The sequence below is a fragment of the Pseudomonas sp. TE12234 genome (assembly GCF_054061835.1).
This window is the reverse complement of sequence record NZ_JBSSEP010000011.1, coordinates 12790-31606: the sequence shown is the minus strand read 5'-3', so window position 1 is coordinate 31606 and position 18817 is coordinate 12790. Positions and strand designations below refer to the sequence as shown.

Annotated in this window: 20 protein-coding genes, 1 tRNA gene and 1 riboswitch; of the genes, 13 read left to right on the top strand and 8 right to left on the bottom strand. The window is 59.9% G+C overall.

The window, feature by feature from the left end:
- Nucleotides 1-13 precede the first annotated feature (13 nt).
- On the bottom strand, nt 14-760 hold the full coding sequence (gene fnr, locus ACVWYU_RS17950; protein WP_457373297.1) for a fumarate/nitrate reduction transcriptional regulator Fnr: 747 nt from the start codon (nt 758-760) through the stop codon (nt 14-16).
- A 221-nt stretch (nt 761-981) separates the two neighbouring features.
- Between fnr and ACVWYU_RS17945 the strand changes: the two genes are divergently transcribed.
- The gene (locus ACVWYU_RS17945) at nt 982-3378 is read left to right on the top strand and encodes a phosphoketolase family protein (protein WP_457373296.1); all 2397 of its coding nucleotides are present in this window, start codon (nt 982-984) and stop codon (nt 3376-3378) included.
- Nucleotides 3379-3387: 9 nt separating this feature from the next.
- Entirely contained in the window at nt 3388-4272 is an 885-nt protein-coding gene (locus ACVWYU_RS17940) for a universal stress protein (RefSeq protein ID WP_390955848.1), read from the top strand.
- 23 nt (nt 4273-4295) lie between these two features.
- On the opposite strand, the gene ftsH is transcribed toward ACVWYU_RS17940, so the two are convergent.
- Nucleotides 4296-6137: an ATP-dependent zinc metalloprotease FtsH gene (gene ftsH, locus ACVWYU_RS17935; RefSeq protein ID WP_457373295.1), complete on the bottom strand. Its 1842-nt coding sequence runs from the start codon at nt 6135-6137 to the stop codon at nt 4296-4298.
- 63 nt (nt 6138-6200) lie between these two features.
- Nucleotides 6201-6848, bottom strand: coding sequence for a BON domain-containing protein (locus ACVWYU_RS17930; RefSeq protein WP_090322524.1), 648 nt, complete (start codon nt 6846-6848; stop codon nt 6201-6203).
- Between the two features lie 237 nt (nt 6849-7085).
- On the opposite strand from ACVWYU_RS17930, the gene ACVWYU_RS17925 reads away from it, so the two are divergent.
- From ACVWYU_RS17925 to ACVWYU_RS17895, 7 genes are all read left to right on the top strand, one after another.
- Nucleotides 7086-7340, top strand: coding sequence for an Lpp/OprI family alanine-zipper lipoprotein (locus ACVWYU_RS17925; RefSeq protein WP_390955850.1), 255 nt, complete (start codon nt 7086-7088; stop codon nt 7338-7340).
- A gap of 66 nt (nt 7341-7406) precedes the next feature.
- Entirely contained in the window at nt 7407-8327 is a 921-nt protein-coding gene (locus tag ACVWYU_RS17920; protein WP_457373294.1) for a universal stress protein, read from the top strand.
- A gap of 97 nt (nt 8328-8424) precedes the next feature.
- Nucleotides 8425-9798: an MBL fold metallo-hydrolase RNA specificity domain-containing protein gene (locus tag ACVWYU_RS17915; protein WP_390955852.1), complete on the top strand. Its 1374-nt coding sequence runs from the start codon at nt 8425-8427 to the stop codon at nt 9796-9798.
- 25 nt (nt 9799-9823) lie between these two features.
- Nucleotides 9824-10543: an ABC transporter ATP-binding protein gene (locus ACVWYU_RS17910; RefSeq protein ID WP_247257470.1), complete on the top strand. Its 720-nt coding sequence runs from the start codon at nt 9824-9826 to the stop codon at nt 10541-10543.
- The gene (locus ACVWYU_RS17905) at nt 10540-11427 is read left to right on the top strand and encodes an efflux RND transporter periplasmic adaptor subunit (protein WP_247257471.1); all 888 of its coding nucleotides are present in this window, start codon (nt 10540-10542) and stop codon (nt 11425-11427) included. Before ACVWYU_RS17910 ends, ACVWYU_RS17905 begins: the two co-directional genes overlap by 4 nt.
- A gap of 59 nt (nt 11428-11486) precedes the next feature.
- Nucleotides 11487-12914, top strand: a complete 1428-nt coding sequence (locus tag ACVWYU_RS17900) for an efflux transporter outer membrane subunit (RefSeq protein WP_390955854.1) — start codon at nt 11487-11489, stop codon at nt 12912-12914.
- On the top strand, nt 12911-14053 hold the full coding sequence (locus ACVWYU_RS17895) for an ABC transporter permease (protein WP_457373293.1): 1143 nt from the start codon (nt 12911-12913) through the stop codon (nt 14051-14053). Before ACVWYU_RS17900 ends, ACVWYU_RS17895 begins: the two co-directional genes overlap by 4 nt.
- Before the next feature lie 102 nt (nt 14054-14155).
- On the opposite strand, the gene ACVWYU_RS17890 is transcribed toward ACVWYU_RS17895, so the two are convergent.
- On the bottom strand, nt 14156-14698 hold the full coding sequence (locus ACVWYU_RS17890; RefSeq protein ID WP_247257474.1) for an Hsp20/alpha crystallin family protein: 543 nt from the start codon (nt 14696-14698) through the stop codon (nt 14156-14158).
- 616 nt (nt 14699-15314) lie between these two features.
- Here ACVWYU_RS17890 and ACVWYU_RS17885 point away from each other — a divergent pair.
- From ACVWYU_RS17885 to ACVWYU_RS17870, 4 genes are all read left to right on the top strand, one after another.
- Nucleotides 15315-15401: transfer RNA gene (locus ACVWYU_RS17885), tRNA-Leu, on the top strand.
- Nucleotides 15402-15591: 190 nt separating this feature from the next.
- Nucleotides 15592-15652, top strand: a riboswitch (Fluoride riboswitch).
- Nucleotides 15653-15792: 140 nt separating this feature from the next.
- Nucleotides 15793-16176 (top strand): fluoride efflux transporter CrcB, encoded by a 384-nt coding sequence (crcB, locus tag ACVWYU_RS17880; protein WP_090322306.1) that lies wholly within the window; start codon nt 15793-15795, stop codon nt 16174-16176.
- A 10-nt stretch (nt 16177-16186) separates the two neighbouring features.
- Nucleotides 16187-16534, top strand: a complete 348-nt coding sequence (locus ACVWYU_RS17875; protein ID WP_090322304.1) for a DUF190 domain-containing protein — start codon at nt 16187-16189, stop codon at nt 16532-16534.
- A 195-nt stretch (nt 16535-16729) separates the two neighbouring features.
- Nucleotides 16730-17125, top strand: coding sequence for a hydrogenase (locus ACVWYU_RS17870; protein ID WP_390955932.1), 396 nt, complete (start codon nt 16730-16732; stop codon nt 17123-17125).
- Nucleotides 17126-17264: 139 nt separating this feature from the next.
- Here the strand turns inward: ACVWYU_RS17870 and ACVWYU_RS17865 are convergent, their stop codons facing one another.
- From ACVWYU_RS17865 to ACVWYU_RS17850, 4 genes are all read right to left on the bottom strand, one after another.
- Entirely contained in the window at nt 17265-17471 is a 207-nt protein-coding gene (locus ACVWYU_RS17865; protein WP_090322301.1) for a hypothetical protein, read from the bottom strand.
- Nucleotides 17472-17707: 236 nt separating this feature from the next.
- On the bottom strand, nt 17708-17992 hold the full coding sequence (locus tag ACVWYU_RS17860) for a hypothetical protein (RefSeq protein ID WP_090322299.1): 285 nt from the start codon (nt 17990-17992) through the stop codon (nt 17708-17710).
- Nucleotides 17993-18199: 207 nt separating this feature from the next.
- Entirely contained in the window at nt 18200-18430 is a 231-nt protein-coding gene (locus ACVWYU_RS17855; RefSeq protein WP_008055683.1) for a hypothetical protein, read from the bottom strand.
- Nucleotides 18431-18561: 131 nt separating this feature from the next.
- Nucleotides 18562-18783 carry a hypothetical protein gene (locus ACVWYU_RS17850; RefSeq protein ID WP_248916300.1) on the bottom strand — a complete coding sequence of 74 codons (222 nt, stop codon included), beginning with the start codon at nt 18781-18783 and terminating at the stop codon, nt 18562-18564.
- Nucleotides 18784-18817 lie beyond the last annotated feature (34 nt).

The window sequence follows — 18817 nt, the reverse complement described above, 5'->3', positions numbered from 1 at the left end:
GGGCGAGCGGGAATCAGCAAGGAGCCGGTCGATGGCAGCCCACGACCAGTTGCTTGAGTCCTTCCATATTCTGGATCTTGACGTTGCGGCCAGTGATTGCCACCAGGCCCTGATCGCGCAGATGGGCGATGCCGCGACAAACGGTTTCCAGACGCAGCCCCAGGTAAGAGCCGATTTCCTCGCGGCGCATTTTCAGGACAAAGTCGGTGGACGAATAACCACGGGTGTACAAACGTTGCGACAGGTTGAGCAAGAAAGCGGCCAGCCGCTCATCCGAATTCATGTTGCCCAGCATCATCAGCATGTCGTGATCACGCACGATTTCCCGGCTGAGGATTTTGTTCAGGTTGTGTTGCAGTGAGGGCAGCTCATGGGCGAGCTCTTCCAGATGCGCAAAGTGGATGGGGCAGACCTCACTGTCCTCCAGGGCAACCGCATTGCACGCGTGCAGATCGGTGCTGATGGCATCCAGACCGAGCATTTCACCGGGAATCTGGAAGCCGGTGACCTGCTCGCGGCCATCGACCGACAGCACGCTGGTCTTGAACGAGCCGATTCGCACGGCATACAGCGAGCGCAACGGGTCGCCGGCGCGGTACAGCGCGACGCCTTTTTTGACCTTGAAACGTTGCACGATCAAGGTGTCCAGGCGTTCGATTTCCTTGCCGGTCATGCCAATCGGCAGGCACAGCTCATGCACGCTGCAGTTGGAGCATGCAGCCTTGAGGTAGTGAATTTGCAGGGGGCGGGTTTCCGGCATGAGAGATGACGCCTCAGTGGATCTACTAAGCATAGGCGCCAGGACTTCGGGCGCGCGCCTCATTCGTGCGTCGGCCGATGTTATCGACCAACGGGAAACGTCCTTGCGCATTTCTACCGGAGCAGTGGCCTGGGTATCTGATGTAAATCAAGTCTCAAGCGATCCAGGCTCGTAGAATCGACAAAGGCCTATCAATGGGCCGGGCTGTGGCGGAGAAGGGCATGAGCGATTTTCTGAATGCTGAGCAACTGGAGGGACTGGATGCCTATTGGCGGGCCTCCAACTATCTGGCCGTTGGGCAGATTTACCTCAAGGACAACCCGCTGTTGAAGCTGCCGTTGTCCCTGGAGCACATCAAACCACGCCTGCTCGGTCATTGGGGCACGACACCCGGATTGAACCTGATCTATACCCACCTCAATCGCTTGATCAAGCAGTACGATCTGAACATGATTTTCATCGCCGGCCCCGGTCATGGCGGCCCGGCGGTGGTCGCCCAGACCTACCTTGAAGGCACGTACACCGAGTTCTGTCCGTCGGTGGAGTGCAATCGCAACGGCCTGGTTCGCCTGTTTCGGCAGTTTTCGTGGCCTTATGGCATTTCCAGCCATGTCTCGGCACAGATTCCCGGATCGATCCACGAAGGCGGCGAACTGGGCTATAGCCTGGCCCATGCCTACGGTGCGGCGTTCGACAATCCTGAACTGATCGTCGCTTGCGTGATCGGTGACGGCGAGGCGGAAACAGGTACGCTGGCCGCCAGTTGGCATTCCAACAAGTTCCTCAATCCGGTGCGTGACGGCGCGGTGTTGCCGATCCTGCACCTTAACGGCTACAAAATCGCCAACCCCACCGTGCTGTCCAGAATCAGTGAGGACGAGCTGTCGGCGCTGCTGTATGGCTATGGCTACGATCCTTATTTCGTTGAAGGCGACGACCCGGTGCAAGTGCATCAGGCCCTGGCCCGGACGCTGGACACCATGGTGCTGAAGATCCAGGGCATTCAGCTCGACGCGCGCCGCTCCTGGCGATCCGCGCCGCCGGAACGGCCGTTGTGGCCAATGCTGGTGTTACGGACCCCCAAAGGCTGGACCGGCCCGAAATTCGTCGATGGCCATCGTGTCGAGGGCACCTGGCGCGCGCACCAGGTGCCGTTGGCCGATTTCCGGCAACCGGCCCATTTGTGCCAGCTGCAAGAGTGGCTCAACAGCTATCGCCCCGACGAACTGTTCGATGCCAATGGTGCGTTGTTGCCCGAACTGGCGGCGCTGGCACCGACCGGTCATCGACGCATGAGCGCTAACCCCCATGCCAACGGTGGCGCACTGTTGCGAGCGTTGGATCTGCCGTGCTTTGCCGACTATGCCGTGCCGCTCGAAGTGCCGGGCGGCCTGCGTGCTGAGGCCACACGGGTCATGGGTACGTATTTGCGCGACGTGATGAAAAACAACTTGAGCGCCAGCAACTTTCGCCTGTTCGGCCCGGATGAAACCGCCTCGAACCGGCTGGATGCCGTCTATGAGGTCAGCGCCAAGGCCTGGATGGAGCCGCTGGAGCCGGACGACCTCAATCTGGCAGCCGATGGCCGGGTGATGGAAATCCTCAGTGAACAGGTGTGCGAGGGCTGGCTGGAGGGCTATTTGCTGACCGGGCGCCATGGCCTGCTGTCCTGTTACGAGGCCTTCATCCACATCGTCGATTCGATGGTCAACCAGCATGCCAAATGGCTGAAGATCGCCGCCGAGGTGCCATGGCGCAAACCGGTCGCTTCGCTCAACTACCTGCTGACCTCCCATGTCTGGCGTCAGGACCATAACGGTTTCTCCCACCAGGACCCGGGGTTCATCGATCTGGTGGCCAATAAAAAATCGGACGTGGTGCGCATCTACCTGCCACCGGATGCCAATTGCCTGCTGTCCGTGACCGACCACTGCCTGCGAAGTCGCAACTACATCAACGTCATCGTCGCCGGCAAGCAACCGGAATGGCAGTGGCTGGATATCGATGCCGCCATCCGCCATTGCCAGGCAGGTATCGGTCGCTGGGCCTGGGCGTGCCGTGATGATGGCGACCCGGACGTGGTAATGGCTTGCGCCGGTGACGTGCCGACCCTGGAAACCCTGGCCGCCGTGACCCTGTTGCGCGAGTACGTGCCGGACCTGCGGGTGCGGGTGGTCAATGTCGTGGACTTGATGGTTTTGCAATCGTCGTTCCAGCACCCCCACGGTCTGCCGGACAGTCGTTTCGATGAGTTCTTTACCCTCGACAAACCGGTGATTTTTGCCTTCCACGGCTACCCGGCGCTGATCCATCGACTGATCTACAAGCGCACCAATCATGAGAATTTCCACGTGCGCGGGTACAAGGAGGAGGGGGCGACCACCACGCCGTTCGACATGGCGGTACTCAACAACCTGGATCGTTATCAGTTGGCCCTGGACGTCATCGAGCGTGTGCCCCGGCTGCACGATCAGGTGCAAGGTGCGCGGTCGCGCTACTGGTCGACCATGGAGAAGCACAAGCTCTATCTCATTGAACACGGGCAGGACATGCCTGAAGTCCTAAACTGGCAATGGACGCCCGTGGCCGCCGGCGCAATCGAACACTCACCCGAGTAGAGGCAGATCATGAGCCAGTACCAAAAGCTGTTATTGATCATCAACCCGGCCTTGCGCCATTCCCCGGCAGTCAATCATGCGGCCGCGCTGGCCAAGGCCAGCGGCGCCAGTTTGCACATCGCAGGATTGATAGGGCCGCTGGACCTTTTGTCCTTTCTTGAACAGGGTGACCGGGAAACGGCGCGGGAGGCCTACCTGCAGGATCACCGCGACTGGCTCAAGGCGCAGACCGACAATTTGCGTACCCGGGGGCTCGAGGTGACGATCGAGGTGGCATGGGCCGATGACCTGCGCGAAGACATCCTGGCGCATGTCGCGGAAATGCAGCCCGACCTGCTGATCAAGGAGGTTCAGCATGAATCCTTGCTCAAGCGGGCCTTTTTCACGCCCCTGGACTGGTACTTGCTGCGTCACTGCCCGATACCGGTGTACCTGGTGGGTGCGAGCAGTTTCGTATTGCCGCGCAAGATTGTTGCCGCGGTGGAGGTGTCCGACAAGGAGTCGCCCGACAACGAACTCAATGAGCGGATCATTCAGCAAGCCACCGCCCTGGCCATGCAATGCGGTGCCGATCTGCATTTGCTCTACGCCTGCAACATTTCGGCGGGTTACCTGGCGGACATGGACGGTCTGACCCTCGCGGACCTGACCAAGGCATTGCGCAAGGACCTGGAAAAGAACTTCCTCAAGCTGGCGAGCCAATACGGTGTGTCCGCCGATCATCGACACTTTGTGATCGGACACCCCGTCACTGTGCTGAGCGAGTTTGCCAATGAGCAGAACGTCGATGTGATCGTGATGGGCAAAGTCCAGTCCGGTGGAGTGGACAAGCTGTTGGGCAGTACGACCGAACACATCCTGTACCAGGTCCCTTGCTGCGTCATGGCGATCTAAAGGCGGCGAGGGGTGACAGACCCTCAGGGTGAGGTCTCTGTCACCCGGCCAGCCACTGCAACGGGTTTTAGCGGCAGAAGCGCGGGAAACTCTTCAGGCGTCAGGGTTTCCCGTTCCAGCAGCAACCGCGCACCGGCATCCAGGTCGGCGCGTCGGCTTTCTAGCAAAACCTTGGCCCGTCCGTAGGCCTCGTCGAGCAAGGCACGAATTCCGATGTCGACTTCCCTGGCCGTTTGTTCCGAGTAGTCCTTCTCGCCGACGCCCTGCATGCGCTCACCCAGGTACGTTGCGCTTTGCCGCTCCAATACCGATTGACCGAGTTCGGGGCTCATGCCAAAGCGGGTGATGAATTGCCGGGCGATATCCGTCGCGCGGGCCAGGTCATCGGCCGCGCCGGTGGAAATCTGGCCGTAGGCAAGGAATTCAGCCGCACGCCCGGCCATCAGCACCACGATCCGGTCCTTGAGCATCTGGCAACTGATGAGGAAGTGATCTTCGGTCGGCCGCTGCAGGGTATAGCCCAGCGAGCCGATGGCGCGCGGCACGATCGACACCTTGTGCACCGGGTCCATGGCCGGCAGGCTGCTGGCGGCCAGGGCATGCCCCATCTCGTGATAGGCCACCACCTGGCGCTCTTCGGGGCGCAGCACGCTGCTCTTGCGTTCAACCCCGGCGACAATGCGCTCCACGGCGGCGGTGAAATCGTTCAGGCTGACCGCGTCGGCGCCGCGGCGGGTGGCCACGATGGCCGCTTCGTTGACCAGGTTGGCCAGATCGGCGCCGGTGAAGCCCGTGGTGATGTCGGCAATGCGCTCTTCATTGAGGCCCGGTTCCACGGTGATCTTTTGCAGGTGGACCTTGAGGATCGCCTGGCGGCCCTTGCGGTCAGGACGATCGACCAGAATCTGCCGGTCGATGCGACCGGCCCTGAGCAGGGCAGGGTCCAGCACCTCCGGCCGGTTGGTCGCGGCCAGCAGCACCACGCCTTCGCGCGGGTCGAAGCCGTCCAGTTCGGCCAGCAACTGATTGAGGGTCTGCTCTTTTTCGTCATTGCCGCCGAACGCGCCGACGCCGCGCATTTTGCCCAGGGCGTCCAGTTCATCGATGAAAATGATGCAGGGCGCCGCCTGCCGCGCTTGTTCGAACAAGTCGTGGACACGGGCGGCACCGACCCCGACGAACATCTCGACAAACTCAGAACCGGAGATCGAGAAAAACGGTACGCCGGCTTCACCGGCGATGGCCTTGGCGACCAGGGTTTTGCCGGTGCCCGGTGGGCCGACCAGCAATGTGCCCTTGGGAATATGGGCACCCAGGCGCCCGTATTTCTCCTTGTCCTTGAGGAACGAAACAATCTCCACCAGTTCGGCCTTGGCTTCATCGATGCCTGCCACATCGGCAAAGGTGATCCCGGTGTCGCGCTGCACGAACACCTTGGCCCGGGACTTGCCAATGCTCATCAACCCGCCCATGCCTTGCTTTTCCGCCAGCCCGCGAAACAGGAAATGCCAGAGCACCATGATCAGGACAAAGGGCAGAATCCAGCCCAGCAGGCTGGCGAGGAAGGTGTTTTCGTTGACCCCGGTAAACCCGACACCGGAGTGGGCGAGGTCGGTCGCCAGTGTCGGGTCGACCCGTACGGTCGAGAACTGGGTGTGCCCGTCAATCGGCTCCTGGAGTTTGCCGCTGATCTGGTCCTTCTCGATCTGCAAATCGCTGACCTTTTGCTCGCTGAGCAATTGCAGAAACTGGCTGTAGGGAATGCTCTGCACCACCCGCCGTTCGATAAACAGCATTTGCACCATGCTGAGCATGACGAACGCGACCAAGAAGTAAGACAGGTTCCACTGGTGAGTTTTTTTCATGACCTTGGCTCGGTAATGGGCGCAGGGAGCCGGCAGGCGGCGCTTGAATCACCCAGGGCGGGCTCAGGCAATCAGCAACTGATCGTCCACCTGGCTGACCCCCGGCACCGCCCAGGCGGCCCGTTCCGCGATCTGACGCTCACGCCAGAAATGCACCCGGCCTTCGAGTTTCACCACGCCGCCTTCGACCTTGACGCGTATCGCCTTGGCGTCGACTTCGGCATTGCGTTTGAGGGCTTCTTCGATGCTGTGCTGGATATCGACGACATCCACCCGCGGACGTAGGGTGAGGCGGTTGTCCACGCCCACCACGCCGGACAATTTGCGCACCGCACGCTCTGCGGTTTCTTTCTGGTATTGCCAGTCCACCTGGCCTTCGAGGGTAATCCAGCCCTTTTGCACGGTGAGCTTGATGTCGCCCTCGGGAATGTCGGAGCTCCAGGTGATGATGTTCAAGGCGCGGTTGGCGATGGTGTCATCCGCCGTGCCAGCGCCCTTTTCCAGCCTGACCTGGATTTCCTCGGCCACGGCGCGTACGCCTTTGATGGCTTTGACCGCGCGTTCGGCGTTGACCTTCTGGGCATAGGTATTGACGTGGCCGGAGAGGGTGACAATGCCGTTCTCCACGCTCACGCCAATGTTGGCGGCGTCGATGTGCGGCTGGAATTCCAGTTCTTCCAGAATGGTTTTACGTAGGCTCAAGTCGCTCATGATCGTGTCCTGTGGCGGATGTACGGAATGGCAGAGGGTCACATGAACCCGGTTTGTTTTTTTGTACGCCTGATCGACGCGAAGACCTTGAGTTAAATCAACAAGGCTCCAGTGAGCGCCCGTGCAAACCGCCAGCCAGCGATCTGTTGACAAAAATCAGAGTGCGCAGGCGCGGGCACCCGATACTCGGTCAAGTGCTCCGAATTTTTTCGGCTGCATCCAAACGAGGTAAACACCATGAACAAGTATTGGTCCGTTGCATTGCTGAGTGTATTTCTGGCCACGACGGCAGGGTGCAGCAACAAGCACGCTCAGGAAGTCGATTCCCGCCTGGAGGCCGCCGAAAATAATGCCGCTTCGGCCCGGTTAAGGGCCGATGAAGCCTACAACAAGGCCGAACAGGCGGCGCAAGCAGCCGCCCAGGCGCAACGCACGGCCGATGAAGCCAATACCCGCGCCAGCCGGATGCTGGAAAAGGCCACGCGCAAGTAATGAGTGATAGCCCGCACGACTGGACGTCGGGTGGGCTGTACGCCGGTAGGCAGGGCGAGGTCTGTGATGGTGAAACTCAAACGTATCCTGTTGATTGCCCCCAACGAAATGGTTCGCACCCCGGCGTTTGACCGGGCCCATGCCCTGGCCAGTGCCACCGGGGCGTTGTTGCACATCGTTGCGTTCGATTATGTGCAGTCACTGGCGGTGGCCGGGCTGTTTGACCACGACGCCATGGCCCAGGCTCGGGAAGGCTACTTGCAGGTGCATCGCCAGTGGCTGGAGCAGCAAGCCAGGTTTCACCGCTGCGTCGGGCGGCCGGTAACCACCGAGGTGGTCTGGGCCAGGACCAGCCTGGCGCATGTGCTTGAGTATGTGAATGACTTCCATCCGGACCTGGTGATCAAGGACACCCACCATGTCCCGGCCCTCGACCGCGCGTTCCACCGTCCCCTGGACTGGCTGTTGCTACGCGACTGTCCGGCGCACCTGCACCTGGTGACCGGGGCGCAACACCCGAAACCGTTGAAGATTCTCGCTGCCGTTGACCTTTCGCATCTGGAGCAACTGACCCAGGGCCTCAATGACCGGATTCTCGATTTGGCAGCGACCCTGTCGGCCTCCTGTGGCGCCGCCTTGCACCTGCTCAACGTCAACAGTTGGTCAGTGATGGGCGACTCGCCAGCGAGTCTGCCGACCCCCGCTCTGGATGACAGTTTGCGGGACGCGATCAACGATGCGCAGCAAGAGGCGTTTGATGAACTGGCCGATCGCTACGGGATTGAACAGAAGCGCCGGCATCTGGAGACGGGTATCCCGCATCGGGTGATTACACGGGTCGCCCGACAACACGCCTTCGACATCGTAGTGCTGGGCACGACCTACGCCCATGGGATCGACCGGTTTATTGGCAGCACCGCCGAAAGCGTGTTGAACAAGGCGCCGTGCAGTCTGGTGATCGTCAAGCCATTGCCGTGGCTTGACTGACACACCCGTCGTCGCACCCATCGTTGATAAAAATCAACAGCACATGGGCCGCAAAGAGCAATCAATAACGCTCCGATGAACCTTCAAGGAAACGGCCATGCGAATGACATTTCTGGGCGCGGCGGGCACGGTCACTGGCAGCAAGTACTTACTCGAGCATCGTGACCAGCATGTACTGATCGACTGCGGGTTGTTCCAGGGCTACAAGCAACTGCGCTTGCACAACTGGGAACCGTTCCGCTTGCCCGTCCAGGACCTCGATGCCATCGTCCTGACCCATGCTCATTTGGATCACAGCGGCTACCTGCCGGTGCTGGTGCGCAATGGCTATCGCGGGCCGGTCTACGCCACGCCCGCGACCTGCGAACTGGTGAAGATCCTGCTGCTCGACAGTGGCCGCTTGCAGGAAGAGGAAGCCGAGTTTGCCAACCGGCACGGGTTCTCCAAACACACGCCCGCGTTGCCGCTCTACACCGAAGACGATGCGCAACGGGCCTTGAAACTGCTGCGACCCATAGAGCTGCATCACCGGGTGGACATTGTTCCCGGCATGAGCATTCTGATGCGCTGCGCCGGGCATATTCTCGGGGCCGCCACGGTGGAGGTTGTCGCCGACGGCACCACGCTGGTGTGCTCAGGTGACCTGGGGCGGCCGAACGATCCCTTGATGTACGCCCCGGAGCTCATCGAACAGACCGACTACCTGCTGGTGGAGTCGACCTACGGCGATCGCCAGCACCCGGCCGAGGACCCTGAAGCGCAGCTGGCGGACGTCATCACCCGTACCGCGTTGCGCCATGGCATCACCCTGGTGCCATCGTTTGCCGTCGGGCGTGCGCAGTTGTTGATGTATCACCTGTACCGGTTGATGCAGAAACGGGCGATCCCGGACTTGCCGATCTACCTGAACAGCCCCATGGCGACCGACGTCACGCTGCTGTACCAACGGTTTCGCAACGAGCACCGGTTGTCCCTGGAGGAATGCGAGGGCATGTGCCATGTGGCGCAGTTCGTACGCACCACCAAGGACTCCATTGAACTGGATCAGCGCAACACCCCGGCCGTGATTATCGCCGCCAGTGGCATGGCCACGGGTGGACGGGTGATTCACCACCTCAAGACCCTGGCCCCCAACCCGGTCAACACCCTGCTGGTCCCGGGTTTCCAGGCCGGTGGTACCCGTGGCGCGCAGATTGTCGCGGGCGCGCCTTCGGTGCGGATCCACGGCAAGGAAGTACCGATACGCGCCGAGGTGGTCCCGATGCAAACCTTGTCCGCCCATGCGGACGCCGACGAAATCATGCAATGGCTGCGCGGATTCAAGCGGCCACCGAAACACACCTATGTCGTGCACGGAGAGCCCAACGCCTCGGATGTGCTGCGTCGACGGATCAGTCTGGAACTGGGCTGGTCGGTGTCGGTGCCGGAGTATCGCGACAGCGTCGAACTGACCCACGTCGACCCGTCTTGACATTCAGCACAGGGCAGGAAAGCGCATGAGCACCACCGCCGTCGCCACGGAACATCATCCGGCAATCGTTTCCAGCGGGCTGTGCAAGTGGTTTGGCGAAGGGGATGCGCGGATGAAGGCGGTCGATGAGGTGGCGCTGGTCGCGCAGTTTGGCGAAATGGTGTTCATTGTCGGGCCTTCGGGCAGTGGCAAGACCACACTGCTGAGCATGATTTCCGGCATATTGCGGCCCGACGCCGGGACGGTCACGATCAATGGTCAGGACATCTGGAGCCTGAGCAGCGATCAACTGGCAGAGCTGCGCCTCAACAACATCGGGTTCGTGTTCCAGGACTACCACCTCTTCGCACGGTTGACTGCTGCGGAGAATGTTGCCATTCCCCTGATTCTCCAGCACCACGACTGGAACGATGCCATCGCACAGGCCAGGCAAAGCCTGGAAGTGGTGGGGCTCAAGGATCGGGGGGACATCCTGCCGGTCAAGCTTTCCGGCGGTGAGCAACAACGGGTGGCCATTGCCCGTGCGATCGTGAGCAGGCCGCAGATCCTGATTCTGGATGAGCCCACGGCATCCCTCGACGGTGATACCGGGAAAATGATCATTGCCTTCGTCAAGGAGCGGGTCCTCAATGAGCAGCGCTGCATCTTGATCGTTACCCACGATGCGCGGATCAACGAGTACGCCGATCGGATCATTTACATGGAAGACGGCCGGATCACAGAGCCCAGGGGAACTTCGCCGTGAACAAGCCCCTGCTGTTCACACTGGCGATCTTGGGTGTCCTGGGCGGATTGATCGCGGCCTATCTGTTCGGACGTACGCCGCAGACACTGCCGCCAGCGTTCGCCCCCGCGAGCAGTAGCTACGAAACCGCCATCTATGCCAACGGCATTATCGAAAGTGAGCAGTCCAGTGGCAGCAACATCGTGATTTACCCGCAGGTGGCCGGGCCCGTGACCCAAGTGCTGGTGCACGAGGGGCAAGAGGTGACCCGCGGTATGCCGTTGGTGACCCTGGACGATGCCTTGCCCAAGGCCAATTTCGAGCTGGCACAAGCCACGCTGACCACCGCTCGGGATCAGTACAACAAACGGCTGGTTTCCTATGGCATCGATCCGAAGTCCATCAGCAAGGACACCCTGGACACGGCCAGGGACCTGGCCAGCCAGGCCCAAGCCGCACTCAAGGCCTCGGCGGTGGCGTTGGCGCAATACGTCATCCGCGCACCCACCGACGGCGTGGTGCTGGCGATCAACAGCACCGTCGGCAGCTATGTGTCGCCCCAAGGTGCGTACGACGCATACACCCAGGGATTCAGCCCGCTCATCGTCATGAGTGGCGACCAGAATCATCTGGCGGTGCGCTGTTATGTCGACGAGATCCTGATTGCCCGTTTGCCTGCCCCCGAGCACATTCAGGCGCAGATGCTGATCCATGGCACGGATATCAAGGTGCCGCTGGAGTTCGTCCGGGTTCAGCCCTATGTGTCGCCGAAGATCGAGTTGTCCAATCAGCGCCAGGAGAAGGTCGACCTGAGGGTGCTGGCGGTGGTTTTCCGTTTCGAGAAAAAAGATCTGCCGAGGGTTTACCCCGGGCAGTTGGTGGATGTCTTCATAGGTCAGAAATGATGGACAGGCCAGGCCGGTTGGGTCGTGTAGGGAGCGGTTGTCTCGTCCTGAGTCTGCTGGTGCTGAGCAGCGCCTGCATGGTCGGGCCCGATTTTTCGCGCCCGGCAGCTCCCAGGCAGGAGGCTTACCTGCGCGAGCCCACGCCGGCTGCGGTGGCGGCTGAGGGGCAGGTCCAGCGCTTCGTGCCCGGAGGCGAGGTGACGCCGGACTGGTGGCGGTTCTTTCAATCGGCGCCGCTGGATGCGCTGGTGCGGCAGGCAATCTCTGACAACATGACCTTGCAGGCGGCACAAGCGCGCTTGCGCCAAAGCCAGGACACGCTCATGGCCGGTTATGGGGTGTTCTACCCGCAGCTGGATGCCCGCTTCGGTGCGAGTCGCCAGCGCAGCACCCTTGCTCAGCAAGGACTGACCAATACCGGCTCAATCTTCAATGTCCTGACCCTCAGCGGCACGATCAGCTACACCTTCGATGTCTTCGGAGGTGAACGGCGAGCGATCGAGGGCCTGCAAGCCCAGGTGGAGAATCAAACCTGGCTGACCCAGGCGGCTTATCTGACCTTGACGGCCAACGTCGTCAACACCGCGATCGCCCGCGCCGCCTACGCTGCGCAGATCGAGGCCACGCAACAGCTGATTGAGCTGCAACGCCAGCAGCTGCAATCCACCGAGGTACAGGTGCGCAGCGGAACCTCGCCGTATTCGGCGACCTTGAGTCTGCAAAGCCTGATTGCCAGCAACGAGGCGTTGTTGCCGGCGCTGCAGCAGAAAGTCAGCCAGGCCGAGCATCTGCTGGCCACGCTCGAAGGGGTGATGCCGGCGGACGCCAGGCTCCCCGACATCCGCTTGACGGGCCTGTCGCTGCCCGAAAATCTGCCCGTCAGCCTGCCCTCGGTGCTGGTCCGCCAGCGGCCGGATATCCTTTCCGCTGAAGCGCTGTTGCACCAGGCCAGCGCCGATATCGGAGTGGCAACGGCGGCGATGTTTCCCAGTTTCAGCCTTACGGGCACCTACGGAACCGCCGGCTCTTCCACCGGTTCATTGTTCAGCAGTGCCGGACGATTCTGGAGTGTCGGGCCATCGGTCGACATCCCGCTGTTCGAGGGCGGTCGCCTGTGGTACGGCCGCCAGGCCGCGATCGATGCCTATCAGCAAGCGTCGGCGAACTACCGGCAGGTGGTGCTGGAGTCTTTCGCCCAGGTGGCCGATGTCCTCAAGGCGCTGGAGTACGATGCGCAGGTCCTGCAAAAACAGGCCGAGGCGCAAGCCACTGCCCAAGAGGCCCTGAGGCTGTTGCAAGCCAACTATCGCTCGGGCCTGGTGACGTATCTGGAGCTGTTGGTGGCCGATGTGCAGTTGCATCAGGTCAACATCGCTTACTTGCAGGCACTGGCCCAGCGGCATCAGGACACCGTCGCGCTGTTCGTGGCGTTGGGAGGCGGGTGGTGGAACCGGCCCGATGCCGGTGCTGGCGGGCCCGCGCCATGAAGTACAACGGCATCCTGCGCATCGGCTACAAACTCCTGGTCAATGACCGGGCCAAATTCTCCGCGTTGCTGGTGGGTATCACGTTTTCGGTGTTCCTGATGATGCAGATGACGGCGATGTTTGCCGGCATCCTCAACAGGGCCTACTCGACGGTGACTAACATCGGCGCACCGATGTGGATCATTGATCCGGCGGTGAACACCCCGACCAGTGTCATCCCTTTGCCTGACTACCTGCTCGATGCCGTGCGCAGCATGAAGCAAGTGGAATACGCCGTGCCGATTTTCATCGGCAGTGCGCAGGTGCGCCTGGCCAATGGCAATTACCAGGGGGTCAGCGTGATCGGCCTGGACGACACCAGCCTGTTTGGCCGTCCGGCGCTGGAGCAGGGCGTTATCGAGGATATCTACGCCGAGAACGCCTTCATCATGGTCCACGATGCGGAGTTTTCGAAACTGGGCAACCCGACGATCGGCACCTCCTTTGAACTCAACGACCACCGCGGCACCATTGTTGGAATCGCCAAGGTCCTGGTCGGCGGCTTGACCGGCGTACCGACGCTGTACACCACCTACCGGCGCGCCACCGAGTACATTCCGACCACCCGTTTCAAGGTGTCCTACATCTTGCTCAAATCCAGGAGCAAACAGGCTCAGGCCGCGATCAAGCAACAAGTAGCGCAGTTGGGTTATGTCGCCCTGACCAGGCAGGAGTTCAACCAGCGCATCGCCAATTACTACATCTATCAAACCGGGGTGGGCACCAACATCCTGATGATGACGATCATCAGTTTTCTGGTCGGCCTGTCGATTTCCGGCCAGACGTTTTACACCTTCATTCTGGAAAACCTGGACAAGTTCGCCGCCCTCAAGGCCATTGGGGCCAAGAGTCGGGAGTTGGTCTACATGATCCTGTTCATGGCAACGTTTACGGCCATGACCGGTTACGGGCTGGGCATCGGCCTGGTGACCCTGATGATCGCTATCGCACGGACCTACCTGCCCAACTATGCCGCCATCATCACGTTCTGGAATCTTGGCCTGGCGTTTGGGCTGGTGCTGTTGATTGCCGGTTTTTCCAGTTACCTGGGGATCCGCAAAGTCCTGAGGATCGAGCCGTTCGATATTTTCAGGGGGTGAGGCGGGGCGGGGCCAAAGGTTAAAACCATCGGTCTTCACTCGGATCCGCGAGGCAAAAAAAAACCTTGCCGGTTTCCCGGCAAGGGTGCAGCCGCCTGGGATTTACTCGCCTTTGACTGGCACGACTTTATCCGCTTTCATGGCCTCGGGCTTTTTCGGCAACGAGATACTCAGCACTCCTTTGCTGAAACTCGCTTCGATCTTGTCGGCGTCGACCCCTTTGGGCAGGTTGAACACCCGCTCGAAGGAGCCATAGTGACGCTCGCTAAGGTAGTAGCCCTTCCTTTTCTCTTCCTTGTCCTCTTTCTTTTCGCCTTTGATGATCAGGTTGCCGTTCGACACTTTGATCTCAATGTTCTTTTGATCCATGCCGGGCAATTCGGCAGTGATTTCGAAACTTGCGTCTTTTTCGCTGATGTCCACGGCCGGCATGCCATGCCCTGTCAGCTCACGCTTCCAGAAGGGCTCGACATCAAACAGCCCGCGACCGAAGGGTGACAGGCTCGAACCGCGATTGAAGTCGTCGAACAGGTGATCGACCTGCTGCCGAAGCTTTTCCAGGGGCCGCCAAAGGTCTGTCGTCACGGGGTGTTGACTGGCCTTTTCGTCGGGATGCTCGGGCATTTTTTTCACGGAATTGCTCATTTTTCATGACTCCTATGGTGAAGGGCAGGCTGCGAATGCCAGTCCGCCCAGATCAAACGGGTAGTCAACGATGTGGCTGTCTCGGGCCTTGCGGACGCGCATTGATGGAAAGCCTTCACGAGACGAGCGTTTGCGCAGACGCCGAATTCGAGGGCGAGTGCTGGTTCTAATGTCGGCGTAAACGCCCAAGGCGTGTTTGATTTAGATCAGGAAGAGGGCGAACGCTTTTGGTGGCCTGGAACCGTCATCACTTCCTTTGTCCAAGGCCGTCGGTAATCAGTCCAGACGGCGGTTTCGAACAGGTTCATCCCTTGAAAATCAGTGGCTTGCGTTTCGGGTGTCGTGCTAACCTATTGATCTGCTTGGCTTTGTCAGTGGATGAGCCACTTGCCTGGGGCGCTACGGTTCCGACTTTGGTGTCCACTGTTAAACAAGTTCCGTAGATCCATGATTTACGGAGCTTTTTTATTCGCGCCGGCTGGTAAGATTTAGTCTGCAAAAGGGCATATGCGAACTTGCTTCACCAGGTCGGGATGTATATATTCCCCCTCTGCTGCACAAGGTCAGGGCTGCCGGATCGTATTGGCCAGACTTCAGACCGCTTCACCGCGCTACCGCCCGAATGGCGAAACTGGTAGACGCATGGGACTTAAAATCCCCCGCTCGTAAGGGCGTGCCGGTTCGATTCCGGCTTCGGGCACCATGAATATCAAGGGCTTGCATGAGATACCTCATGCAAGCCCTTCTTTCTTTTTTCGCCATCAAAAAGTCTTTTCCGCATTCGCGCCCTGTAGCCGCCTTTGCCTGTCAGTCGTGCACCTGAAACTTTCCTTGGCATGCCCGGCCTGGCTCTGTTAAGTGACGCTTGAGCCCGCGCGGCGGCGTACTATAGGTTCAATACAGGAGATGGTATTCCTCCTTTAACCGCCTTGTGCTGATGATGCCTGCGTCAACCCAGGACAGGGAGCGTAGGCGTGCACCTGTCCTTCAACTCAGGACAGAATCATGACACCCATTCTTCAGCCAGCTTGCTCTCGTGCCACGCGGTTATTCGCATCCCCTCGGCCAGATCAGCCAGGAGGAGACCTGCAACCATGCTGAAATCACTCCTGGTTATTGCTGTCGGCGCATCGCTTGGTGCCTGGCTTCGCTGGCTGCTGGGTATAAAGCTCAATGCGCTGTTCCCGACGATTCCTCCCGGCACTGTGGCGGCCAACATGGTCGGGGGCTACATCATCGGCTTCGCTATCGCGTTCCTGGCCGCATCCCCCTCCCTGAGCCCCGAGTGGCGGCTGCTGGTTATCACGGGGTTCTGTGGGGGACTGACTACCTTTTCCACGTTTTCAGCCGAAACAGTTGCCCTGATTCAGGAAGGCAGGCTCCTGTGGGCACTCGGCTCGGTTTCATTGCACGTCGTGGGCTCATTGGTGATGACCGCTGCCGGGCTCTTGACCTATCAAATGATTGGCATGCGGTGAGGAGATGAAAATGAACGGGTTCCTGGTGATTTTCTTTACTCAACAGAACCGCCGGTATCAGGGGAAAATGCTCGGCGACTGGATCGTTGATCTGGCGAAAGAAATGGGGCTGCGTGGCGCAACGTTGTCCACGGGCATTGAAGGTTTTGGACACACAGGTCGAATGCATTCCTCGCACTTTTTTGAGCTTGCGGATCAACCTACGGAGATTCGCATGGCTATCACCGAGGATGAATCTGAAAGGTTGTTCAGGAGGTTGGAGGTTGAGGACATTTCCGTGTTCTTCTTGAAAACGCCCATCGAAATGGGGTTCGCAGGAAGAAAGGCTGAATCGCTCCAGAGTTTCCAGGCACCCTGAATGCTCATTGCTTGACGTCGTTCAAACTCGACCGGTGAGGGCGATCCGCAAGCCACGTACAGCCCGCCTCAGGCCCACGCTCTGTCGCAGAACCCTCTAGAGTTGATCTCTGATGGATTGGAGGATCAGCTTCCGGTCAGTCTCGAGAGGCACTAGCTCATGGTTCACACCCGACGCAGATTGATGTGGCATGGCATGTTTCTGTTCTTCCTGGGCCTGTGTACCGGCCTCGTCGAACAGCAATTCAGCAATCCGCGCATGGGGCTTACGGCGCACCTAGAGGGGGTGATGAACGGAATCCTGCTCTTGGCAGTCGGCGCGGTCTGGATGGAGGTGAATCTTTCTTCGCGCAACAAGGCGATTGCTTACTGGACGCTGCTTTACGGGGCCTATGCGAACTGGGCGGTCACGACACTGGCGGCCATTTTCGGCACGACCGCCATGTCGCCGTTCACCGGGGCAAGGCAGGCTGCAAGGGCATGGCAGGAGGGGCTGGTGACCGCCGGTTTTGCGAGTGTGGGGATCGCAATCATCATGGCGGCGCTGTTGCTGCTCTGGGGGTTACGCCAGCTACCACCCGTCAATAAATGAATCCACGCCTTCCGTGGAATGCATGCCCTGGCCGGCGACGTTCAGTTATCCGCATCGGCGGGGAAGGTGCCGGGAGCCTGACAAGCGGCAAAAATGAAAAAGCCCGACATCGGGGCCGGGCTCTCCAATACAAGCAGTTTTAACTCTTTGCGTCACCGGGCGGCGCTGACATGCGCCGATCCGGGCCTGCGGGATTGCCGCTGTTTATCAACCTTCTTTCCAGCAGAATATTTTGCAACGCTTCGCGGTCTGACGGGGTCAACTGGTGCTCTCGTGCTTTGAGTTCCAGCAGGATGGGGCTGGACCATTGACGATAGGTTTGTTCGGCACTACGAGTGGGTGACATCGGTTCCTCCTTGATCAGGCTCCTGTCAAAAAAGGTGTCGCAGTTCGATACGTCTGAGACCCTAGTCGAGGAAGCCGATTATCGCCAATGCAGCGCGTCGGACATCAGCTCCAGAGGTCTAAACAACGTTGAGAGTGCTTTTCTGATCTGGCCGTTTGCGGGAGGCGACCGTGAAGGTGCGGGTGTCGTCCGGGCCGATGAAAATCGGGCCGATTTTATGGGCCCGATGTGTGCGTCTAGACGAAAGCCTGACTGCCAAATCCCCGGGGCAGTCTTTGCCGTCCGGCCATGGCCGCCAACCGTTCGGTCCAGGCCTGGCGCCAGTCAGTGACGATATGCGCGACTTTGGCCTTGCGTGCGGCGCGACGTGCCGCGTTACGCTCGTTCCGGCGTGCTTCCTTGAAAACGTCGGTGTTGCGGCAGCTTCTGCATTTCACCCGGTTGAGTTCACGCGTGGAGGTGAGATTGCTGCCCTTGTGACCGCAGGCCAAATGCCCGCTGACTTTGAAGTGAGTGACCATTAGAACGTCTCCTTGGTGACGTGTAAGCGTTGGACCACTCACAACCAGGGACGTTCGGTATTTGCCGGAGCACAAAAAATCCCGGCGCGTGGCTGGGGCGAGGAAAAGGTGGAAGGCGATCAGGCAGGCACGCGACCGGTGACGATGGCGTCGCCGATCATGCGTGCCGCGTCGGGCCGTGTCTTCGCATCGAGCGTCCGGATCGAATCATCTGAACCGGGGTAGCGGCGGGTCGACAGGTTTGAGCGACGACAGGGTGTTACGAATCAGCGGCGTATCCTTTTCGATGTCGTTCAGACGATCACGAATTCTGAGGGCTGTCGGATGTCCGCCTTGATGATCGACCCAGTCGGCGATTTCCTTGCACGCCGCAGCCAGGCGAACCTGGCGCGAATCAAGCAAGGTGAGCAGGGTGGTGATGGACTCTTTTTCGGACATGGGAAACACCTCCGCTTAAGAAACCTGGCAGTTGGCAGTAAAAAGCCCGCGGGAGGCGAGCTTTCTACCGATGGGGCGCTGATCCTTCAGCTCCTTTGAGTATAGACCCGTATGGGGCATGCTAGAGCGCGTCAGCCTTGACGGGCCATGACGTGTGACCTGGCATTGAGCTGTCGGCAAACGTGCCGGGCGTCTTCCTCGAGATCGTAACCGTCACCAATGAAGCCGTGGGTTCGGGTATCGGCGATGCGATACCAGACGGCGGCGTCAGGGGGTAGGTGAGCGGTTTCTCCGGCCCGGCGGCCGTGAATGATGATCTTGTTGCATCGCTTCACGACGAAAATGTCTTCCATGGCGTCACCGCAGCTGATTCGTGTACAGATCAAC